Consider the following 18330-nt stretch of genomic DNA (forward strand, 5'->3'; position numbering starts at 1 on the left):
CGCGGGGCAGCGGCGGGCGCGTGTCCTAGGTGACCCACGCGCGACGGCCGCGGGTGGCGAACACGCGGGCGGCCCGGCGCGGCGGTGAGGACCGTCGCGGCCCCGGCGACGTCGCCGGCGGCGAACGCCGCTTCCGCCCGGCTCGCCGTCGACTGGGCCGTCTTCCCGCCGCGCGCGACCGCGAAGACGTCACGCGCGTTCGGGAACTGCGGGTACTCGTGCGGGTGCAGGTACTCGCCGAGGCGCTTGAACCGCCGGGCGAAGCTGCGGAACCGGGTCGGTTCGGCCGGCGTGACGTCACCGCCGCTCGCCGCGCACGCGGTGCGCAGCACGTCCAGCACGGTGTCGACGGCGACCAGCGGCCGCCCCGCGGCCAGCCGGGCGGCGTTGAGCACGGCCCCGTTTTCCCGCACCGGCACGGTCGCGAGCTCGACGTCACCGCAGCCGTCGGCCAGCTCGGCGAGCAGCCGCAGGTCGGCCTCGCCCAGCGGCGTGGCCGACTCGGCGAGCGCCCGGTACAGCGCGTGGGTCTCCTCCTCGAGGGTCCCGCCCAGCCGCAGGAGGGTGACGCGGTCCTTGACGGACGCGATCAGCTCGTCGTGAGCGGCCAGCAGTTCGGCGTAGGTGTGCTGGTAGCGGCCGTACCGCGGCAAGTCGAGCAGCCCGGCCAGGCCGTCGTCGAGGAGCGTGAGCAGTTCCTTGTCGGACTTCCGGCGGCTGTTCATGGTGACGAAGGCCGCGCGCAGGCAGCTCACCCAGAACTCGACGGCCAGGTCCGTCGCCGCACCCGGAGGCGCCGGAGTCGTGGTGCCGCGACCTGCGCCTGACGAACCCGGACGGCGTCACACCGGACCTCGGGCTCGAGCTGGTGGACCGTACGCTCAGCCCCTAGGCGCCCACAACTGATCCGCGTCACCGGCTTCGAGGCGGCCCCGGTAGACGTCGATCTTGTGGTCGATCAGCTGCAGGTTCTCCTGCAGTTCGGCCAGCTTCGCCAGCACCTCGGCGCGGTGGGCCTCCATCAGCTCCAGCCGTTCCTGCTCGTTGCCGCGGCCGGCGGCCACCAGTTCGGCGTACTCGCGGATCGTCTTGATCGGCATGCCGGTGGCGCGCAGGCGGGTGCAGACCGTGATCCAGTCCAGGTCCAGCTTCCGGTAGCGGCGCCGGCCGCCGGAGGTGCGGTCGACGCGGGTGACCACCAGGCCGGCGCGTTCGTAGTAGCGCAGCGTGTGCGCGCTGACCCCGGTGCGGCGGGCAGCGTCGGCGATCGTCAGCCCCGCCGCCGGGATGGGCGGTGATTTGACTTCGAGCACGCTCTAAATCCTACCGTCGGCACCCATGACCACTCCGACCGTCAACCGGGCACTCGTGCTGGCGACCTGCTGCGTCAGCATCGTCGTCGTGGTGATGGACATTTCCATCGTCACCGTCGCCCTCCCGTCGATCCGCCGCGACCTGCACGCCTCCCTGGCCGGGCAGCAGTGGACGATCGACGCCTACACGCTCGTGCTGGCCGGCTTCCTCGTGCTCGCCGGCTCCATGGCCGACCGCTTCGGCCGCAAGCGCGTCTTCACGATCGGGCTCGCCGTCTTCGGCGCCGGGTCGCTGCTGTGCGGCCTGGCGCCGGACATCGGGTGGCTGATCGCCGCGCGGGCGCTGCAGGCCGTCGGCGGCACGATGCTCAACCCGGTGGCGATGGCCATCGTCGCCACGACCTTCCCCGCCCCGGCCGAGCGGGCCCGCGCGATCGGCGTGTTCGGGGCCATGTCCGGGCTCGCGCTGGTCCTCGGGCCGATCCTCGGCGGGCTTCTCGTCGACGGCTTCGGCTGGCGCGCGGTCTTCTGGGTCAACGTCCCGATCGTGGCCGTCGCGATCGTGGCCACCGCGGTGTTCGTGCCCGAGTCCCGGGCGCCTCGCGCGCGCCGGTTCGACCCGCTCGGCCAGGTCCTGGTGGTGCTGGTGCTCGGCGGCGTCGTCGCGGCGATCATCGCCTCACGCGGCCTCGGCTGGTCGTCGCCGGTCGTCCTCGGCCTGCTCGCGGCGGCCGCGCTCGGCGTCGCCGGGATTCTCGCGTACGAGCCGCGACGCGCCGATCCTCTGCTCGAACTGCGGCTGTTCCGCAGCGTCTCGTTCAGCGGGGCGATCGTGATGGCGGTCTTCGCGCTCTGCGGGTTCGGCGCGTTCCTCTTCGTGACGACGCGGTACCTCCAGGACGTCCGCGGGTTCTCGGCGCTGGACGCCGGGCTGTGCCTGCTCCCGGTCGGCGCGCTGGTCCTGGCGCTGTCCCCGGTCACCGGCCGGCTGGTCGGCACGCGCGGACCGCGGTGGCCGCTGGTCGTGGCCGGGATCGCGCTCGCGCTGGGCGGCGCCGCGTCGGCCTGGCTCGGGCCAGCCACGCCGCTGCCGGCCGTGCTCGCCGTCTCGCTGCTGTTCGGCGTCTTCCTCGGCACGGTCAACCCGCCGATCACGAACACGGCGATGGCCGGGATGCCGGGATCGATGGCCGGCGTGGCCGCCTCGCTGGCCTCCACCGGCCGCCAGACCGGCACCACCCTGGGCGTCGCGATCGCCGGCGCGGCACACGGCGTGGGCTGGGTGGTGGCCGGGCTCGGCGGCGGTCTGATCGTCTTGGCCCTGGTCAGCACCTCGCGGCGGGCCGTGGTGAGCGCCGGGATAATCTCTCCGCAAAATCTTTCCGGAGAAATGTCGAACGCCGCGAGCGGCCGATCGACGCGGGGGTGAAGGCCGGTCATCGTGTCCGAGGAGAACCGGACCCCGGCCGAGAACACCAGGGAGTCAGCCATGCGTTTCCTCATGATGCACCGCCTCGACGAGAGCGTCCCCGAGGCCTGGAACCCCAGCCCGGAGTTCATCGAGAAGATGGGCGCGTTCATCCAGGAGTCGGCGGAGAACGGCCGCCTGATCACGGCGGAGGGCGTCCACCCGTCGGAGAAGGGCGCGCTCGTGCGCAAGCCGCGCGGCGCGGCGATCCGCGTCACCGACGGCCCGTTCGCCGAAGCCAAGGAGGTCATCGGCGGGTTCGCGCTGATCAACGCCGAGGACCTGCCGGACGCCGTCGCGTTCGCGAAGTCGTACGCCGAGCTGTTCGACGCCGAGATCGAGGTCGAGGTGCGCCAGGTCGTCGAGTTCGACGAGATCCCGGGCTGACACCGGCTCCGGCGGCGGGCGCGTTCCGCCCGCCGCCGGACAGCTTCCGGACAGTTCCGCTCGGCCGTTGTGCTCCGCCCGGTGTCACGCCAAGGTGGTCTCGCGGTCAGCCGGGGGACGGGGGAGCGGACATGGGCGAGCGGACCAGGGGGCGGCCGGACCTGTCCGCCGTCCTGAGCATCGTGTTGTCCGTGCCCGTCGTCGCCAGCAGCCTCCTCGTCCTGGCCCTGATCGGGAAACTCGCCTGGCCCGGCTACTTCTGGGTCGTGCCCGCCGGCTGGGTGGTGGCCGGCGGGATCACCTTCGTGCCCGCCTTCGAGCACTTCCTGCTGCCGCTGCTGTTCGGGATGCGCTCGCCCACCGCGCGCGAGCTGGCCCGGCTGACGCCGTGCTGGCAGGCGGTCTGCGCGGCCGCGGGCGTCGACGGCGGCCGGTACCGGTTGTGGGTCGAACGCTCCCGCGAGCTGAACGCCTTCGCCGCCGGCGGCCGGACCGTCGCGGTGACGCGGACCGCGCTCGACCTGCCCCCGCCCAGCCTCGAAGCGATCCTGGCGCACGAACTCGGCCACCACCTCGCCGGGCACACGCGGATCTCGCTGCTCATCTGGTGGCTGGAGCTCCCGGCCCGGATCCTGACCCGCCTCGTCCGGCTGCTCGCCCTGGCCGTGCCGTATATCGGACGCGCGTTCGCGGCCTTCGGGCGGTCGGTGGCCGTGCTCGTCACCGTGCTGCTGAGCCTGGGGATCCTCACCGCGCTGGCGTTCCTCGACCCGTGGCTGCTGCTCGCGCCGCTGCTCGGCCCGGTGCTCGCCTGGTCGAGACGGCTCGGCGAGTACCGGGCCGACCTGATGGCGGCGCGGCTGGGCTACGGCCCGGAGCTGATCGCCTTGCTCAAGGAGTGGATCACGCTGCACCGCGGCGACGAGCGGCGGCTGTGGGCCCGGCTGCTGGCCGGGCACCCGGCCCACATCGACCGGATCAAGCGGCTCAAGGAGCACGGCGTCAGACCGTGAGCACGACCTTGCCCGCCGCGTGCCCCTCGCGGACGTGGCCGATCGCGGCGACGGCGTCGGCGAGCGGATAAGTGCGGTCCAGCACCGGGGTGAGGTGACCGGCTTCGATCGTCTCGCGCAGCACTTCGAGGTCCGCGCCGCGGACCGCGGAGACGAGCCCGCGCAGGCGGTGCTTCACGAACGGGTTCAGCAGCGCCGCCCGCAACACCCGCTCGACGCCGCCCAGCCAGCGGCCGCCTTCACCGCCGACGATCACCAGCGTGCCGCGCGGGGTCAGCGCCCGGCGCAGGTGTGTCAACGAGCGCAGGCCCGCGGTGTCCAGGATCAGGTCGTACTGCCGGGAAGTGAAGTCCTCGCGCGTGTAGTCGACGACGTGGTCCGCGCCGAGCCTGCGGACCAGGTCGGTCTTCGCCGTGCTGCACACCGCCGTCACCTCGGCGCCGAAGTGCTTGGCCAGCTGCACCGCGAACGAGCCGACACCGCCGCCCGCGCCGATCACGAGGACGCGCTGCGCCGGCCGGACGTCGTGCAGGGCTTGGAGCGCGGTGCAGCCCGAGACCGCGACGGCCGCCGCCTGCTCGAACGACAGCCGATCCGGTTTCGCCGCGACGAGGTCTTCCCGGGCGACGGCGTACTCGGCGAAGGCGCCGTCACACGTGCCGAACACCTCGTCACCCGGCCGGAAGCGCGTGACGCCGTCACCGATCCCCTCGACGGTGCCGGCGAAGTCGAGGCCCCGCACCGGAAGTTTCGGCGCGCGCAGCCCGAAACCCAGCAGTCGCAACAGGTACGGCCGGCCGGTGGTCAGGTGCCAGACGCCCGGGTCGACGCCGGCCGCGTGCACCCGCACGAGGACGTCGCCGGCGCCGGGCACCGGTCTGGCGACGTCCCGGAACCCGAGGACGCCGGGGCTGCCGTAGCGGTCTTGGATGATGGCTTTCACGGGGACTCCTCCGGGTACTGGAACACTTCTTCGAGCGGGACGCCGAACACGTGCGCGATCTGGAACGCCACCTCGAGCGAGGGCGAATAGCGGCCCTGTTCGATCGCGATGACCGTCTGGCGGGTGACGCCGAGCCGGGCGGCGAGCTCGGCCTGGGTCATCTGGCCGTGCGCGAAGCGAAGGGCGCGCAGGGAGTTGGTGACACGGGTCGGTTTCACCACGGCTGGAAACCCCGGCGGTAGGCGAAGATCCGGGCGACCGACCCGAGGATCGCCGAGAGCGTGAAGCACAGGTAGACGGCGTTGGCGATCCAGAATTGGGGTGCTTCGGCCATCGCCAGTAGCAGCGCCGCGACGGCGCCGACGACGACGAACGCGTGGCCGACGTACTCGCCGAACCGGCCGATCTCGCGGTCGCGCTGGTCCTTCCCGCCGTCCTTCGAGATCACCGCGGCGAGGATGCTCGCCACGATCGACACGACGATCGACGCGCCGACCGCCCACAGCAGGACGGCGACGTAGGGGACTTCGGCCAGCGGGCGTCCGCCGGCCCTTCCGAGGATCACCACGAGGTAGACCGCGTAGCTCGCTATCGCGGCGATCCCCAGGATCCAAGCTCGCTTCTCTTCGTGCGTCACCTCCTCAAAGTAAAACAAACCGAACATCAAGTCAAAGATTTTTGACATGCGAAAATCTTCGGCGAGGGTGTCCAAGGTGCCGCTGGCCGTTCGTAGTGGTGTCGTACGGCAACCGAGTCACTGGAGGAACACCGTGAAATACCTGATGCTGATCAACGCCTCGCTCGACGCCGAGGGCCAGGCCAAGGGCGACTGCACGCCCGAGGACTGGATGCTCTACGACAAGTCCCTGAAGGACGCGGGCGTCTACGTCCACGGGAATTCGCTCGCCGACTTCACCACGGCCACCGAGGTTCGCGTCGACGACGGCGGGGAGCGGATCGTCACCGACGGGCCGTTCGCCGAGTCCCGCGAGGTACTGGGCGGCTACTTCGTCGTCGACGTGCCGGACCTCGACGTCGCACTCGACTGGGCGGCGCGCTGCCCGGGCGCCCTCGGCGGCGGGAACATCGTCGTCCGGCCGCTCGCCTCGTACGGGGACTGATGGTGGTGCCGGAGGGGGCGGGCGCGTCGTCTGAGGCTTTCGGGGGTTCCGGGTGGCGGAGCCCCCGGCCCAGGGCGGAGCCCCGGCTGACAATCGAGGCGGTGTTCCGGGAGGAGCGCGGGCTGCTGCTGGCCGCGCTCGTCCGCCGGTTCGGCGACCTCGACCTGGCCGAAGAGGTGACGTCGGAGGCGATCGAGGCCGCGCTGGTGCACTGGCCCGTCGACGGCGTGCCCCCGAAGCCGGGCGCCTGGCTGATGACGACGGCCCGGCGCAAGGCCGTCGACCGGCTGCGCCGCGACCAGGCCTACGCGGCCCGGCTCGCGGTGCTGCAGGTCGAGGCCGACCGCGCGGCGCCCGCCCCGTCACCCGACGGCGAGCTGCCGGACGAGCGGCTCCAGCTGTTCTTCACCTGCGCCCACCCGGCGCTGCCCGCGGAGGACCGCGCGGCGCTGACCCTGCGCTGCCTCGCCGGGCTGACGACGCCGGAGGTGGCGCGCGCGTTCCTGGTGCCCAGCGCGACGATGGGCAAGCGGATCGTGCGGGCGAAGAACAAGATCCGCACGGCCCGGATCCCGTTCCGGGTGCCGGACGCCGCCGAGCTGCCCGGCCGGCTGCCGGGGGTGCTCCAGGTCGTCTACTCGATCTTCACCGAGGGGTACGCGGCCAGCTCGGGCCCGGACCTGCAGCGCCTGGACCTGGCCGAGGAGGCGATCCGGCTGGCCCGGATCCTGCGCCGGCTGCTGCCGGGGGAACGCGAGGTCGCGGGCCTGCTCGCGCTGATGCTGCTGATCCACGCGCGGCGCGACGCCCGGACCGCGGGAGACGGCGCCCTCGTGCTGCTCGACGACCAGGACCGCACGCTCTGGGACCACGCGCTGATCTCGGAAGGCACCTCGCTGGTGGAGGTGGCGTTGACCGGCGGCCCGCCCGGGCTCTACGGCGTCCAGGCGGCGATCGCCGCACTGCACGACGAGGCGCCGGACGTGGCGGGCACGGACTGGCCGCAGATCGTCGGGCTCTACGACGTCCTGCGCGGGCTGGCGCCGTCCCCGGTGGTCGAGCTGAACCGCGCGGTGGCCGTGGCGATGCGCGACGGCCCGGCCGCCGGCCTGGCCCTGCTCGACACCCTGGCCGACGACCCCCGCCTGCAGTCCTACGCCCCGTTCCCGGCGGCGCGAGGCGACCTCCTCAGCCGCCTGGGCCGGCTTGCCGAAGCGGCGTCGGCCTACCGAGCTGCCCTCGCCCTGGCGGGCACCGAACCCGAGCGCGCCCACCTGCGCCGCCGTCTCGCCGACTGCCCAAAGCCGTGAATGGCACATTGAGGGACTCAGAGTCCCTCAATGTGCCATTCACGGCTTTCAAGCCGCAGCGAGCGCGCCGGACTGTCGGTGGCTGCCGGTAAGCTGGATATCGGGGGGCGGCGGCCTAAGCCGGGGTGCGCAGGGCCGTGATCGCCGGGGCGAACATCGTCGACTTGATCGCGCCCAGCGTGCCGGGGTCCTTGCCCGCCAAGGCGGCGACACGCTCCGAAGCCACCTTCACCACGTCGCCTTCAGGAGCGGTCTCGTCCACCAGGCCGAGCGCGAGGGCGTCCGCGCCGCCGAAGCGGCGTCCGGTGGTCATCGACGCGATCGCCGCCGACGGCGTCAGCTTGCCCTGGATCAGGGCCGCCATCCCGGGCGTGAACGGGATGTTGATGTCCGCCTCCGGGAAGCAGAAGTAGCCCCGGTCGGCGCGCATCACGCGGAAGTCGTGCGCCATGGCGAGCATCGCGCCCGCGCCGAACGCGTGGCCGTTGATCGCGGCGACCGTCGGCACCGGCAGCGTCAGGATCCGGGCGAACAGTTCCTGCACGTCGGCGACGTACTTGCCCGCCTGGTCGCCGTTGGCCAGCAGCCAGTCGAGGTCGAGGCCGTTCGAATAGAACTTGCCGCTGCCGGTGGTCACCAGTACCTCACCCACTTCGTCCAAAGTGGAATGGACGCGCTGCAGCCAGTCCGGCGAGAAGCGGTTTTCGTCGTCACCCAGGTGCAGAACGGTCACGGTCGGTCCTTCTCTCGAGGGGGCACGGTCAGCACGGCCCGCACCGCGGCGGCGAGCCTCTCCCGTACCAGGGGATCGGTGATGTCCCGCCGGAAGAACGCGGTCGGCAGGTCGACGACGCAGGTGGTGATCACCTCGACGGCCAGGCCGTCACCGCGGTCCCACACCAGGCGCGCGAGCCGCACGAGCAGCGCGATCAGGCGTTTGTCCAGCGCGTGCAGGGCGTCCGCCAGTTCGTCGGGCAGTTCGGGCCCGAACAGCCGGTCCGCCTTGACCCGCAGCAGCATCCGGGCCCCGTCCGGGCGCGCCGAAGCGAACACCGCGGGCGTGTCGGCCGCCGCGACGACCGCTGCCACCGGAGAGGAAGCGGCGTCCACCCGTGCGGTCTGCAGGTCGAGGAACGCGGTCGCCGCGCGCAGCCAGACCTGGGCCAGCAACGCGCTGAGCGAGCCGAAAGCGTGGTAGATCGTCCCGTTCGGCACACCTGCCTCGGCGGCCAGGCCGCGCACGGTGACCTCGCCCGACGAAGCGACGAGCCGTTCGGCGACGTCGAGCAGTTCGTCGAGGTCGTGGACGCGGGGCCGGGGCACGTCACGACGGTAACAGAACATGTGCTCCAAAACCATCGCGGTAAGCTGCGCCGGTGGAGATCTGGCTCAACCCGGCGTGCGCGAAGTGCCGGTCAGCGGTGTCGATGCTCGACGAAGCCGGCGCGGAGTACACCGTGCGCCGCTACCTCGACGACCCGCCGACCGCGAAGGAGCTGAAGGCCGTCTTGAAGCGGCTCGGCCTGGAGCCGTGGGACATCACGCGCACCGCCGAGCCGGTCGCGAAGGAACTCGGCCTCAAGACGTGGGGCCGCACCCCGGCCGACCGCACACGCTGGATCGAGGCCCTGGCACAGCACCCGAAGCTGATCCAGCGGCCGATCATCACCGCGGACGACGGCACGACCGTCGTCGCCCGCACCCCCGAAGCGGTGCAGTCGGTCCTTTAAGGGATCGAGCCGGTCTTCGCCAGCAGCGGCACGTCGAGCGGCACCGTCTCCGGGTACTTGATCCCGGCGCCGGTGTTGAGCACGACGACGTCTTCGTCGCCCTGAAGCCAGCCGGACTCGCGAAGGTGCCGCAACGCCGCGAAGCATGCTCCGCCCTCGGGGCAGATGAAGGTGCCTTCGCGCTCGGCGAGTTCCCGTTGCGCCGCAAGCAGTTCCTCGTCGGTGACGGCGACCGCGGTGCCGCCGGTCGCGTAGACGGCGTCGAGCACGAGGAAGTCGCCCAGGGCCTTGGGCACGGTGATGCCGAAGGCGACGGTCCGCGCGTCCGGGAACGGCACGCTCTCCCGGTCACCGCGCGAGAACGCTTCGACGATCGGGGCGCACCCGGTGGCCTGCACCGCGACCAGCTTGGGCAGCGCGCCGGAAACCCAGCCCAGCTCCCTCATCTCCAGCAGGGCCTTGTAGATCCCGATGATGCCGACCCCACCGCCGGTGGGATACAGGATCACCTCGGGCAGCCGCCAGCCGAACTGCTCGGCGATCTCGTAGCCCATCGTCTTCTTGCCCTCGATGCGGTACGGCTCCTTCAGCGTCGAGACCTCCTGCACATCCGGGCGCCGCCGGACCGCCGCGGCGACGAGCTTCCCCGCGTCCCCGATCAGGCCGTCCACCCGGTACAGCTCGGCGCCGGCCGCGACGCACTCGCGCATGGTGATCGACGGCGCGTCGTCCGGCATCGCGATCAGGCTCGTCAGCCCGGCGCGGGCCGCGTACAACGCCCACGCCGCGCCCGCGTTGCCGTTCGTCGGCATCGCGATCCCGCGCACCCCCAGCTCGGCCGCCCGTGAGACGCCGACCGCGGCGCCCCGGGCCTTGAACGAGCCGGTCGGCACCAGGCCTTCGTCCTTCATCCACAGCCGGGACAGGCCCAGCTCACGGCCGTAGCGCGGCAGGCGCAGCAACGGCGTCATGCCTTCGCCGAGGCTGACGACGTGCTCGGCCGAGCGCACCGGCAGCACCTCGTGGTAGCGCCACAGCGTCGGTTCGCGCCCGGAGATCTCCTTCGGCGTCACGGCTTCGCGGACGCCGTCGAGGTCGTAGCGCGCGAGCAGCGGCGCGCCGGCCGGGGACACGCCCTGGACGACGTCGGCGTCGAGGCGCTCGCCGGTCCGGGAGCAGTCGAGGTGGCTGAGGAACGAGTACGGCACGGTGTCTCCGGAAGCGTCAGAAGCGGCGGGTGAACGGCTTCGGCGCGCGCATCCGGATCAGCAGCAGGAGCGGCACCAGGACGTAGGGCAGGTTGAACGCGAGGAACTTCGCCGGGTTGCCGGTGCGCATGGCCGGGTCGCCGAAGAACTCGACGCCGAACACGACGACCCCGGTGAGCGTGACGATCATCGTCGCGTAGACCACGGCCGGCAGCTGGATCCAGTTCTTGCCGCCGAGCAGCGCGAACACGAGCACGACGTAGAACGGCATGTAGACGAACGCCGAGAGCCCGGTGACGATCCGCATCCAGTCCGGCGGGTGCATGAACAGCGGGTCGGCGTCGTGGGCGTACCACCAGTTCGAGTTCACCAAGAAGTTGCTCGAAGGCTGCGAGAAGTCGACGCCGACGGTCGGCAGGAGATCGCTGATCAGCGACGTCACGGTGAAGACCGAGAACAGCACCGCGAAGAAGACGTCGATCTTGCGGTCCCGCAACGGCAGGTTCATCCCGCCGATCCTAGGTCCTAAGGTGATCTCATGGACGCGCTGCGGGTCTGCCTGTACGTCTTCGCCGGGGTGACGCTCGGCACGTGGCTGCTGTCGGTGCTGACCAGGGAGTACTCCTGGGTCGACCGGATCTGGTCGATCGTGCCGGTGGCCTACCTGGGCATCTTCGCGGGCGCCGCCGGGTTCGCCGACACCCGCCTGGACGTGATGTTCGCGCTGGTCCTGGCGTGGGGCGTCCGGCTGACGTTCAACTTCGCCCGGAAGGGTGGTTACGCCCGCGGCGGCGAGGACTACCGGTGGGCGGTGCTGCGGGAGAAGCTCGCGCCCTGGCAGTTCCAGGTGTTCAACTTCTTCTTCATCTCGCTCTACCAGAACGCGATCCTGCTGCTGATCACGCTGCCGGCGATGACAGCGCTGGACCACCGGGGCTCGTTCGGGGTATGGGACGTCGTCGTCGCGGTGATCTTCGCCGCGTTCCTGGTCGGCGAGACGGTCGCCGACCAGCAGCAGTGGACGTTCCACCGGGAGAAGCACGCGGGCCGCGCGGCGACGCGGTTCCGGCAGGACGGCCTGTTCCGCTACTCGCGCCACCCGAACTTCTTCTTCGAGCAGGCCCAGTGGTGGGTGATCGCGGCGTTCGGCGTGGTCGCGGCGGGTCTCACGTGGACGGTCCTGGGCGCGATCCTGCTGACGCTGCTGTTCGTGGGCTCGACGCGGTTCACCGAGAGCATCACGCTGGGCCGCTACCCGGAGTACGCGGACTACCAGCGGCGCACGTCGGCGGTGGTGCCGTGGTGGCCCAAGCGCGTCAGCTGACCCAGCGGATCGGCAGGGACTTCAGCCCGTTCTGGAAGTTCGACCGCAGCCGCACCGGCGCACCCGCCAGGGACACCTCGCCCAGCAGGTCCAGCACCGCCGCGAACATCGCCCGCAGCTGCACCCGGGCCAGGTGCGCCCCCAGGCAGAAGTGCGGCCCGTGCCCGAAGGTCAGGTGGTCGTTGGGGGTCCGCGAGACGTCGAACACGTCAGGATCCTCGAAGACCGCTGGATCACGGTTGGCCGACGAGAACCAGACCACGACTTTGTCCCCGGCCCGGATGTCCACACCGGACAGACGGACGTCGGAAGTGGCCGTGCGCCTGAAGTTCATCACCGGCGTCCACCACCGGAGCATCTCCTCCACCGCGGACGGCAGCAGCGACCGGTCGGCCAGCAACCGCCGGTACTCCGAGGGGTGCGAGAGCAGCGCCAGCATCCCGCCCGGCAGGCCGTTCCGCAGGGTTTCGTTCCCCGCCACGGAAAACAGCCAGAACAGGTTCTCGAACTCGGCCAGCGAGACGCGCCCGCCGTCGTCGCCGACGTGCCGCATCAGGGTGCTCATCACGTCGTCGCCCGGGTGCTCGCGCTTGTACTCGCCGAGGGCGTTCGCGTACGCGTAGAGGTCCGGCATCCCGGCGCGCGTGCGCGGGTCCGGCATCACGCCGTCCGGGCCGGGTGCCGGCCGGACGGCCAGCGCCGCCCGCGCGAGGTCCGTCACCTCCGACGGCGACACGGTCGCGCTGACCGCGTACTCGGCGTCCTGGTAGCCGATCACGCGGTTGCTCCAGTCGTACATCAGCCGCCGGTCCCGCTCCGGCACGCCGAACACCGCGGCCAGCGTGCGCAGCGGCAGGTCGGCGGCGACCTTCGCGAAGTCGCATTCGCCCTGGCCGGCGACGTCCGCGACGAGCTCCCGCGCCGACGTCTCGATCCGCTCGGTCAGCTTCGCGATCGCGCGCGGGGTGAACGCCCTGGTCAGCAGCCCGCGCAGCCGGCCGTGCTCCGGCGGGTCCATGTTGAGCATCATCCGGCGCACGTACGCGAGGTCGGCGCCCGCCGGGTCCCGGATCTGCGTGCCGCCGAGCTGCGAGGAGAACCGCGCCGGGTCGCGCAGCACCGTGCGGACGTCGGCGTGCGCCAGCACGGCCCAGAAGTCGTCGACGTGCACCACCGGCGTCTCGCGCCGCAGCCGCGCCAGCTCGTCGTACGGGACGCCCCGCACGTAGCCGTCCGGATCGGTGATCCCCACGCGCCCGACCCTAGCCGCGCACCGCGCCGTGGGGGAGGCTGCTGCGATGGACACGCTGAACATGCGCACCGGCGGCGAGGGCGACCCGGCCATCCTCTTCCTGCACGGGCTCGGCGCGACCGGCGCCGTGTGGGCCCACTTGACCGAGGCGGTCCCGCGCCGCGTGCTCGTGCCCGACCTGCCCGGCCACGGCTTGTCGGCACCGCTGCCGCACTACAGCTTCGAGACGCTCACGGCCGCCGTCGCGCGGGCGCTGCCGGACCAGGGTCCGCTGGTCGTCGCCGGGCACTCGCTCGGCGGGGTGCTCGCGCTCGAACTCGCGTCCGGCAAGTACGACGTCGAGGTCGCCGGGGTGCTGGCGCTGGGTGTGAAGGTCGAGTGGAGCCAGGACGACCTGGGGCGCGCGGCGTCGTTCGCGGTGCGGCCGCCGCGGGTGTTCGAGACCCAGGCCGACGCCGACCAGGCGTACCTGAAGGTCTCCGGGCTGCTCGGGATCGCGCCCGCCGACCCGGCCGGGCTCCGCGAGACGGAGGGAGGTTGGCGTCTCGCGATGGACCCGGCCGCGTTCGGCGTGGGCGCTCCGGACATGGCTGCCCTGCTCGCCGCGGCGCGGTGCCCGGTCGTGCTGGCGGCGGGCGAGCACGACCCGATGAGCCGTCCGGAGCAGCTGTGCGCACTGGACCCGGACGCGGTCACGCTCGCCGGCCTCGGGCACAACGCCCATGTCGAGGACCCAGCCGCCGTGCGCGCCCTGCTGGCGCGCCTCGGCGTCTGAAGGCCCGGGTGCAGCCGTCGTACCCCACGCGACGGCTGAACCGCGAACCCCTCGCCACCACCGGACCCGCACAGCCTAGAAAGCCCCGGTGGACGATCGGCTGTACTCGTCCCGGACTCGCGATCACCCCGTCGTAACCGCCTGTCACCTGCGGAAACAGAGATCTTCGCCGTTCGGTGGTACAGCCGGGGCGGCACGTTGACGATGCTGGGGCGGTACGTTCGGCGTGAGGGGCACGCGGGGAAGGACGCTTGTGGACGATGGCCTGCCGTTCGCCGGATGGCTGCGCGACGAGCGGGTGCGCGCCGGGCTGACCCAGGCGGAGCTCGCCGAACGCGCCGGGCTGAGCACGCGCGCGATCCGCAACGCCGAGCGCGGCCGCGTCCGGCGGCCCCGGCCGGAGACCGAGCGGCGGCTGCGGGAAGCGCTTGCCGAGGCGCCGCCGGAGCCGGTGCGGATCGACGTCCTCGGGCCGCTGACCGTCCGGTTCGGCGACCGTCCGGTCGAGATCGGCGCGGAGAAGCAGCGCCTGCTGCTCGCGCTGCTGGCCCTGCAGCCGAACCGCACCGTGCGGCGCGAAGACCTCGTCGACGTCATCTGGGACGAGCCGCCGCCGTCCTGCTTGGAGCTGGTCCACACCTACGTCGCGCGGCTGCGGCGGGCGTTGCGGCCGGCCGACCTGATCACCACCGACAAGGGCGGCTACCGGCTGTCCGTCGGCGCCGACGAGCTCGACCTCCTGCGGTTCGAAGCGCTGCTGGAGCGGGCCGAGCGGGAACCCGGAGCAGCCGAAGAGGCCTATCGCGACGCGCTGGCGTTGTGGCGCGGCCCGGCGCTCGCCGACGTCGAACGGCTCCGGCAGCACCCGGTCCGGCTGGCGCTCGCGATGCGGCGGGCCCAGACCGTGCTGGCCTACGCCGGAGCCGCCGCGGCCCACCCCGAGGACGCGGTCGTGCAGCTGCGGGCGCTGACCGCCGAGGAGCCGCTGAACGAGTCGGCGCACGCGCGGCTGATGCTGGCGCTCGCCGCGTCCGGGCGGCAGGCCGCCGCGCTGGGCGTCTTCGACGAGGTCCGGCGGCGCTTGGCCGACGAGCTGGGCATCGAACCCGGCCCGGAGCTGCGCGAGGCCCAGCGCCAGGTGCTGGCGCAGGACTTCGGCGTCCCCGAGCAGCCTGCCGCGGTGCCGGCGCAGCTGCCCGCGGACGTCCACGGGTTCCGCGGCCGCGGAACCCAGCTCGGCGAGCTGGACGAGCTGCTGCACCGCGGCGAGGCCGACACCGGCGCGCGCATCGCCGTCCTGTCCGGGACGGCGGGCGTCGGCAAGACGGCGCTGGCCGTGCGCTGGGCGCAGCGGGCGCGGGCGGAGTTCCCCGACGGCCAGCTCTACGTCGACCTGCGGGGGTACGGCACGGTCCGGCCGGTGGAGCCGGGCGACGCGCTGTCCGGGTTCCTGCGCGCGCTCGGCGTCGACGGCGCGGACATCCCCGCCGAGCCCGACGAACGGGCCGCGAAGTTCCGCACGGTCCTCAACGGCCGCCGGATGGTGCTGCTGCTGGACAACGCCGGCTCGGCCGGCCAGGTCCGCCCGCTGCTGCCCGGCTCGCCGTCCTGCCTGGTGCTCGTCACCAGCCGGGACGCGCTGCCCGGCCTCGTCGCCCGCGACGGCGCCCGCCGCGTGCTCGTCGACCTGCTGACCACGGCCGAGGCCCGCGACCTGCTGCGGACACTGGTCGGGCGGCGCGTCGACGACGAGCCGGCCGCCACCTCCGCGCTGATCGGCTACTCGGCCCGGCTGCCGCTGGCCCTGCGGCTGGTCGCGGAACTGGCGCTGAGCCGCCCGGGGGAGCGGCTGGCGGCCCTGGAAGCCGAGCTGGCCGACGAACGGCGGCGCCTGGACCTGCTCGACGGCGGTGGCGACCCGCTGACGGCGGTCCGCGCGGTGTTCTCGTGGTCCTACCGGCACCTGGCGGCCGACGCCGCGCGCGTGTTCCGGCTCTGCGGCCTGCACCCCGGCCGCGACCTGACGCCCGCCGCGATCGCCGCGCTCGCGGAGCTGCCGCTGCCGGAGGCCGAGCGGCTCACCGGCACGCTCGTGCGGGCTCACCTCGCCGAGGAGACCGGCCACGACCGCGTCCAGCTGCACGACCTGCTGCGCGTCTACGCCGCCGAGCTGGCGGCCGAGGAGCCGGGGGAGAGCCACGACGCCGAGGAGCGGCTGTTCGACTTCTACGTCCGGTCGGCCGCGCAGGCCATGGACGTCGTCCTGCCGCTGGAACGCCACCTGCGCCCGCAGGTGCCGGACCCGGACGTCAAGGTGCTCGACGCGCCGGCGTGGCTGGAGGCCGAGCGCCGCAACCTGCTGGCCGTCGCCGCGCACGCGACCCGGCACGGCCGGCCGGAGCACCTGCGGCTGCTGTCCGGGATCCTGTGGCACTACCTCGACGTCGGCGGCTACCACGAGGAATCACTGGTGCTGCACACGCACGCGTCGGTGCTGGCCCAGGACTCCGGCGACCGGGCGGCCGAAGCCGACCCGCTGACGCTCATCGCGCTGGGCCACTGGCGGGTCGGCCGGTCGCGGGAAGCCGTGCGGTACCTGGAAGAAGCGCTCGTCATCGTCCGCGAGTCCGGCAACCGCGTCACCGAGATCCACGTGCTCAACACACTCGGCCTGGCCTGCCGCGCGCTGGGCCGGTTCGCCGAGGGCATCGGCTATTCGACGGACGCCCTGGCGTTGGCCCGAAAATCGGGCGACCGCACCAGCGAGGGCCTGGTGCTGGTGGTGCTCGGCTGCACCTGCCACGGCATCGGCCGGTACGGCGAAGCGGTCGGCTACCTGACCGAAGCCCTGGAACTCGCGCGGGAGATCGCCGACCGCACGAGCGAGGGCTACGCGCTGGTGAACATCGGCGACTCGCTGGCGGCGCTGGGCCGCTACGACGAGGCCGTCGCGTCGATTTCGGCGGGGCTGGAGCACTTCCGCGCGATGGGCGTGCGCGTCAGCGAGGGGTACGCGCTGGGCATCCTCGGCGACGTCGAGCACGCGCGCGGCCGGTACGCCGAAGCCGAGACGCACCTGGAGCGGGCGCTGGAACTCGCGCAGGAGACCGGCAGCCCGACCAACCGCTGTGTCGCGCTGAAGCACCTGGGTGACGTCCGGCTGGCGCAAGGCCGGCCCGACGAAGCGGCCCAGCACCTCGAAGAGGCACTGGGCATCGCTCGTGAATGCGGGGACCGCGGCGTGGAATCCCGTGTGCTGAACAGTCTCGGCTTCGTCGCGACCGCGCGCGGTCGCGACGACCAGGCGTTGACCTACCACCGCGAAGCCCTTGCGGCGGCGAAGGAAACGGGCTGCCTGCCGGAGCAGGGCCGGGCCCACCGCGGGCTCGGCGACGTCCACTGTGGACTGAGTGACCCGGACGCCGCGCGCGAACACTGGGAACGCGCGTCGGCTTGTTACGCCGCGGAACGCGTCCCCGGCGCGATCCTGGTCCGGGAACGGCTGGCCCGCGTCACGGAGTAGTGGCGCTCTTCGGCGACGAGGTCGCCTTCGAGGCGCTGGGCGTCGCGGTCGTACACGTCCACGCTGCCGGCCAGCCGGTTGTGCGGGTACGGGCGGCTGCGGTACGCGTGGTCGAGGGCCCAGACGAGGAGTCCGGCGGCGACGAGAACGGCGATGATCATGACGCTCCTCCCGGAGTGCGGGTTGCTGTCGCCTTGTAGAACGCGTAATGGAACGTCCCGTATTCCCTTGTGGTGTCGTAAAGATCGGCTACGCCGCGGTCCCAGCCTGCCTTCGTCACGAGGCCGCGCGCGACGGCGTCTTCTTCGACGCCTTCGACCATCGCGATGAAGGTGTCGCGGGTGAACCCGGCGACCAGATCGGGCCGGGACGCGTCGACGTAGACGGTGCGGGGCGCGACGCTGACGCCGTCGAACCCGGCGCCGGCGAGCAGCGGGTAGAGGCGGCGGCCGATGAGCGCGTCACCGCCGGCGTCGGCCTGCAGCCGGACGAGGCAGTCGACGGCGGCTTGGGCGTAGCCGCTGCGCGGGTGGAAGAACGCCGATCCGTGGTCGCCTTCGATCACCGTGATGGTGCCGCCCGGGCGCAGCAGGGTTTTCAGGTGCGCCAACGCTTTCCCGGGTTCGGGAAGGTGTTCGAGCACGAAGCACACGAAGATGTGGTCGAAGGTCTCGTCGACGTCGAACAGGTCGGCCCGCCGCCAGTCGACGTCGTCGCCGACCTTCGCTCTTGCTTGCGCCAGCGACGCTTCCGAGACGTCGATCGCGGTCAGGTGCGCGCCGGGGCTGCGGGCGGCGAGGTGGCCGGTCTGGGCGCCGACGCCGCAGCCGACCTCGAGCACGCGGCTGCCCGCGGGGTAGGCCGTGCCGGCGTGCAGCAGTTCGGCCAGGGTGTCGGCCTGGTCGCCGAGGCGGCGGGCCTCGGGTTCGGCGTATCCGTGCACGTAACTGGTGTCCATATCCC

General features: G+C 72.5%; 21 protein-coding genes. 10 read left to right on the plus strand and 11 right to left on the minus strand.

The window, feature by feature from the left end:
* Positions 1-53 precede the first annotated feature (53 nt).
* Complete coding sequence (locus OHS18_RS41270; RefSeq protein ID WP_328614440.1) at positions 54-827, plus strand: hypothetical protein; 774 nt, start codon at positions 54-56, stop codon at positions 825-827.
* A 54-nt stretch (positions 828-881) separates the two neighbouring features.
* Here OHS18_RS41270 and OHS18_RS41275 read toward each other — a convergent pair whose 3' ends face one another.
* Entirely contained in the window at positions 882-1313 is a 432-nt protein-coding gene (locus OHS18_RS41275; protein WP_328443212.1) for a MerR family transcriptional regulator, read from the minus strand.
* A gap of 25 nt (positions 1314-1338) precedes the next feature.
* On the opposite strand from OHS18_RS41275, the gene OHS18_RS41280 reads away from it, so the two are divergent.
* The 3 genes from OHS18_RS41280 to OHS18_RS41290 all read left to right on the plus strand — a co-directional run bounded on the left by OHS18_RS41280 (position 1339) and on the right by OHS18_RS41290 (position 4181).
* Positions 1339-2742 (plus strand): MFS transporter, encoded by a 1404-nt coding sequence (locus tag OHS18_RS41280; protein WP_328614441.1) that lies wholly within the window; start codon positions 1339-1341, stop codon positions 2740-2742.
* 60 nt (positions 2743-2802) lie between these two features.
* On the plus strand, positions 2803-3168 hold the full coding sequence (locus OHS18_RS41285) for a YciI family protein (protein ID WP_328614442.1): 366 nt from the start codon (positions 2803-2805) through the stop codon (positions 3166-3168).
* A gap of 131 nt (positions 3169-3299) precedes the next feature.
* On the plus strand, positions 3300-4181 hold the full coding sequence (locus OHS18_RS41290) for a M48 family metalloprotease (protein ID WP_328614443.1): 882 nt from the start codon (positions 3300-3302) through the stop codon (positions 4179-4181).
* On the opposite strand, the gene OHS18_RS41295 is transcribed toward OHS18_RS41290, so the two are convergent.
* Genes OHS18_RS41295 through OHS18_RS41305 form a run of 3 tightly spaced genes read right to left on the minus strand, consistent with a single transcriptional unit; the run spans position 4171 to position 5809 of the window.
* Positions 4171-5124, minus strand: a complete 954-nt coding sequence (locus OHS18_RS41295) for an NAD(P)-dependent alcohol dehydrogenase (protein WP_328614444.1) — start codon at positions 5122-5124, stop codon at positions 4171-4173. The two genes, OHS18_RS41290 and OHS18_RS41295, sit on opposite strands and share 11 nt — an antisense overlap.
* A complete protein-coding gene (locus tag OHS18_RS41300; protein ID WP_328614445.1) occupies positions 5121-5345 on the minus strand; it encodes a helix-turn-helix transcriptional regulator in 225 nt (74 codons plus the stop codon). Before OHS18_RS41300 ends, OHS18_RS41295 begins: the two co-directional genes overlap by 4 nt.
* On the minus strand, positions 5339-5809 hold the full coding sequence (locus OHS18_RS41305) for a hypothetical protein (protein ID WP_442875447.1): 471 nt from the start codon (positions 5807-5809) through the stop codon (positions 5339-5341). Before OHS18_RS41305 ends, OHS18_RS41300 begins: the two co-directional genes overlap by 7 nt.
* 85 nt (positions 5810-5894) lie before the next feature.
* Between OHS18_RS41305 and OHS18_RS41310 the strand changes: the two genes are divergently transcribed.
* Positions 5895-6245, plus strand: a complete 351-nt coding sequence (locus tag OHS18_RS41310) for a YciI family protein (protein WP_328443205.1) — start codon at positions 5895-5897, stop codon at positions 6243-6245.
* A 101-nt stretch (positions 6246-6346) separates the two neighbouring features.
* Positions 6347-7555, plus strand: coding sequence for an RNA polymerase sigma factor (locus tag OHS18_RS41315; protein WP_328614447.1), 1209 nt, complete (start codon positions 6347-6349; stop codon positions 7553-7555).
* 115 nt (positions 7556-7670) lie between these two features.
* On the opposite strand, the gene OHS18_RS41320 is transcribed toward OHS18_RS41315, so the two are convergent.
* Both OHS18_RS41320 and OHS18_RS41325 read right to left on the minus strand, forming a co-directional pair.
* Positions 7671-8288: an enoyl-CoA hydratase/isomerase family protein gene (locus OHS18_RS41320; RefSeq protein ID WP_328614448.1), complete on the minus strand. Its 618-nt coding sequence runs from the start codon at positions 8286-8288 to the stop codon at positions 7671-7673.
* Positions 8285-8878 (minus strand): TetR/AcrR family transcriptional regulator, encoded by a 594-nt coding sequence (locus OHS18_RS41325; RefSeq protein ID WP_328614449.1) that lies wholly within the window; start codon positions 8876-8878, stop codon positions 8285-8287. The genes OHS18_RS41320 and OHS18_RS41325 overlap by 4 nt, the downstream gene beginning before the upstream one ends.
* 53 nt (positions 8879-8931) lie before the next feature.
* Between OHS18_RS41325 and OHS18_RS41330 the strand changes: the two genes are divergently transcribed.
* Entirely contained in the window at positions 8932-9285 is a 354-nt protein-coding gene (locus tag OHS18_RS41330; RefSeq protein ID WP_328614450.1) for an arsenate reductase family protein, read from the plus strand.
* Here OHS18_RS41330 and OHS18_RS41335 read toward each other — a convergent pair.
* Together OHS18_RS41335 and OHS18_RS41340 are read right to left on the minus strand one after the other, a co-directional pair.
* Positions 9282-10493, minus strand: coding sequence for a threonine synthase (locus OHS18_RS41335; protein ID WP_328614451.1), 1212 nt, complete (start codon positions 10491-10493; stop codon positions 9282-9284). The genes OHS18_RS41330 and OHS18_RS41335 overlap by 4 nt on opposite strands.
* A gap of 16 nt (positions 10494-10509) precedes the next feature.
* Positions 10510-11001 (minus strand): EXPERA domain-containing protein, encoded by a 492-nt coding sequence (locus OHS18_RS41340; RefSeq protein ID WP_328614452.1) that lies wholly within the window; start codon positions 10999-11001, stop codon positions 10510-10512.
* Between the two features lie 30 nt (positions 11002-11031).
* On the opposite strand from OHS18_RS41340, the gene OHS18_RS41345 reads away from it, so the two are divergent.
* Positions 11032-11817 carry a DUF1295 domain-containing protein gene (locus OHS18_RS41345; protein WP_328614453.1) on the plus strand — a complete coding sequence of 262 codons (786 nt, stop codon included), beginning with the start codon at positions 11032-11034 and terminating at the stop codon, positions 11815-11817.
* Here the strand turns inward: OHS18_RS41345 and OHS18_RS41350 are convergent.
* Positions 11810-13069, minus strand: a complete 1260-nt coding sequence (locus OHS18_RS41350; RefSeq protein WP_328614454.1) for a cytochrome P450 — start codon at positions 13067-13069, stop codon at positions 11810-11812. The genes OHS18_RS41345 and OHS18_RS41350 overlap by 8 nt on opposite strands.
* A gap of 46 nt (positions 13070-13115) precedes the next feature.
* On the opposite strand from OHS18_RS41350, the gene OHS18_RS41355 reads away from it, so the two are divergent.
* Together OHS18_RS41355 and OHS18_RS41360 are read left to right on the plus strand one after the other, a co-directional pair.
* A complete protein-coding gene (locus OHS18_RS41355) occupies positions 13116-13844 on the plus strand; it encodes an alpha/beta fold hydrolase (protein ID WP_328443196.1) in 729 nt (242 codons plus the stop codon).
* Positions 13845-14097: 253 nt separating this feature from the next.
* The gene (locus OHS18_RS41360; RefSeq protein WP_328614455.1) at positions 14098-17367 is read left to right on the plus strand and encodes a tetratricopeptide repeat protein; all 3270 of its coding nucleotides are present in this window, start codon (positions 14098-14100) and stop codon (positions 17365-17367) included.
* Here the strand turns inward: OHS18_RS41360 and OHS18_RS41365 are convergent.
* Together OHS18_RS41365 and OHS18_RS41370 are read right to left on the minus strand one after the other, a co-directional pair.
* Positions 17301-17528, minus strand: coding sequence for a hypothetical protein (locus OHS18_RS41365; protein WP_328614456.1), 228 nt, complete (start codon positions 17526-17528; stop codon positions 17301-17303). The genes OHS18_RS41360 and OHS18_RS41365 overlap by 67 nt on opposite strands.
* Positions 17525-18325 carry a methyltransferase gene (locus OHS18_RS41370; RefSeq protein ID WP_328614457.1) on the minus strand — a complete coding sequence of 267 codons (801 nt, stop codon included), beginning with the start codon at positions 18323-18325 and terminating at the stop codon, positions 17525-17527. Before OHS18_RS41370 ends, OHS18_RS41365 begins: the two co-directional genes overlap by 4 nt.
* Positions 18326-18330 lie beyond the last annotated feature (5 nt).

The organism is Amycolatopsis sp. NBC_00355 (assembly GCF_036104975.1).
GTDB lineage: Bacteria > Actinomycetota > Actinomycetes > Mycobacteriales > Pseudonocardiaceae > Amycolatopsis.

Bases quoted from the DNA above. Each gene is read 5' to 3' on its own strand.
- OHS18_RS41280 (WP_328614441.1), top strand. From the start codon at position 1,339: ATGACCACTCCGACCGTCAACCGGGCACTCGTGCTGGCGACCTGCTGC.
- OHS18_RS41285 (WP_328614442.1), top strand. From the start codon at position 2,803: ATGCGTTTCCTCATGATGCACCGCCTCGACGAGAGCGTCCCCGAGGCC.
- OHS18_RS41290 (WP_328614443.1), top strand. From the start codon at position 3,300: ATGGGCGAGCGGACCAGGGGGCGGCCGGACCTGTCCGCCGTCCTGAGC.
- OHS18_RS41305 (WP_442875447.1), bottom strand. From the start codon at position 5,809: ATGTCAAAAATCTTTGACTTGATGTTCGGTTTGTTTTACTTTGAGGAG.
- OHS18_RS41340 (WP_328614452.1), bottom strand. From the start codon at position 11,001: ATGAACCTGCCGTTGCGGGACCGCAAGATCGACGTCTTCTTCGCGGTG.
- OHS18_RS41345 (WP_328614453.1), top strand. From the start codon at position 11,032: ATGGACGCGCTGCGGGTCTGCCTGTACGTCTTCGCCGGGGTGACGCTC.
- OHS18_RS41355 (WP_328443196.1), top strand. From the start codon at position 13,116: ATGGACACGCTGAACATGCGCACCGGCGGCGAGGGCGACCCGGCCATC.
- OHS18_RS41365 (WP_328614456.1), bottom strand. From the start codon at position 17,528: ATGATCATCGCCGTTCTCGTCGCCGCCGGACTCCTCGTCTGGGCCCTC.
- OHS18_RS41370 (WP_328614457.1), bottom strand. From the start codon at position 18,325: ATGGACACCAGTTACGTGCACGGATACGCCGAACCCGAGGCCCGCCGC.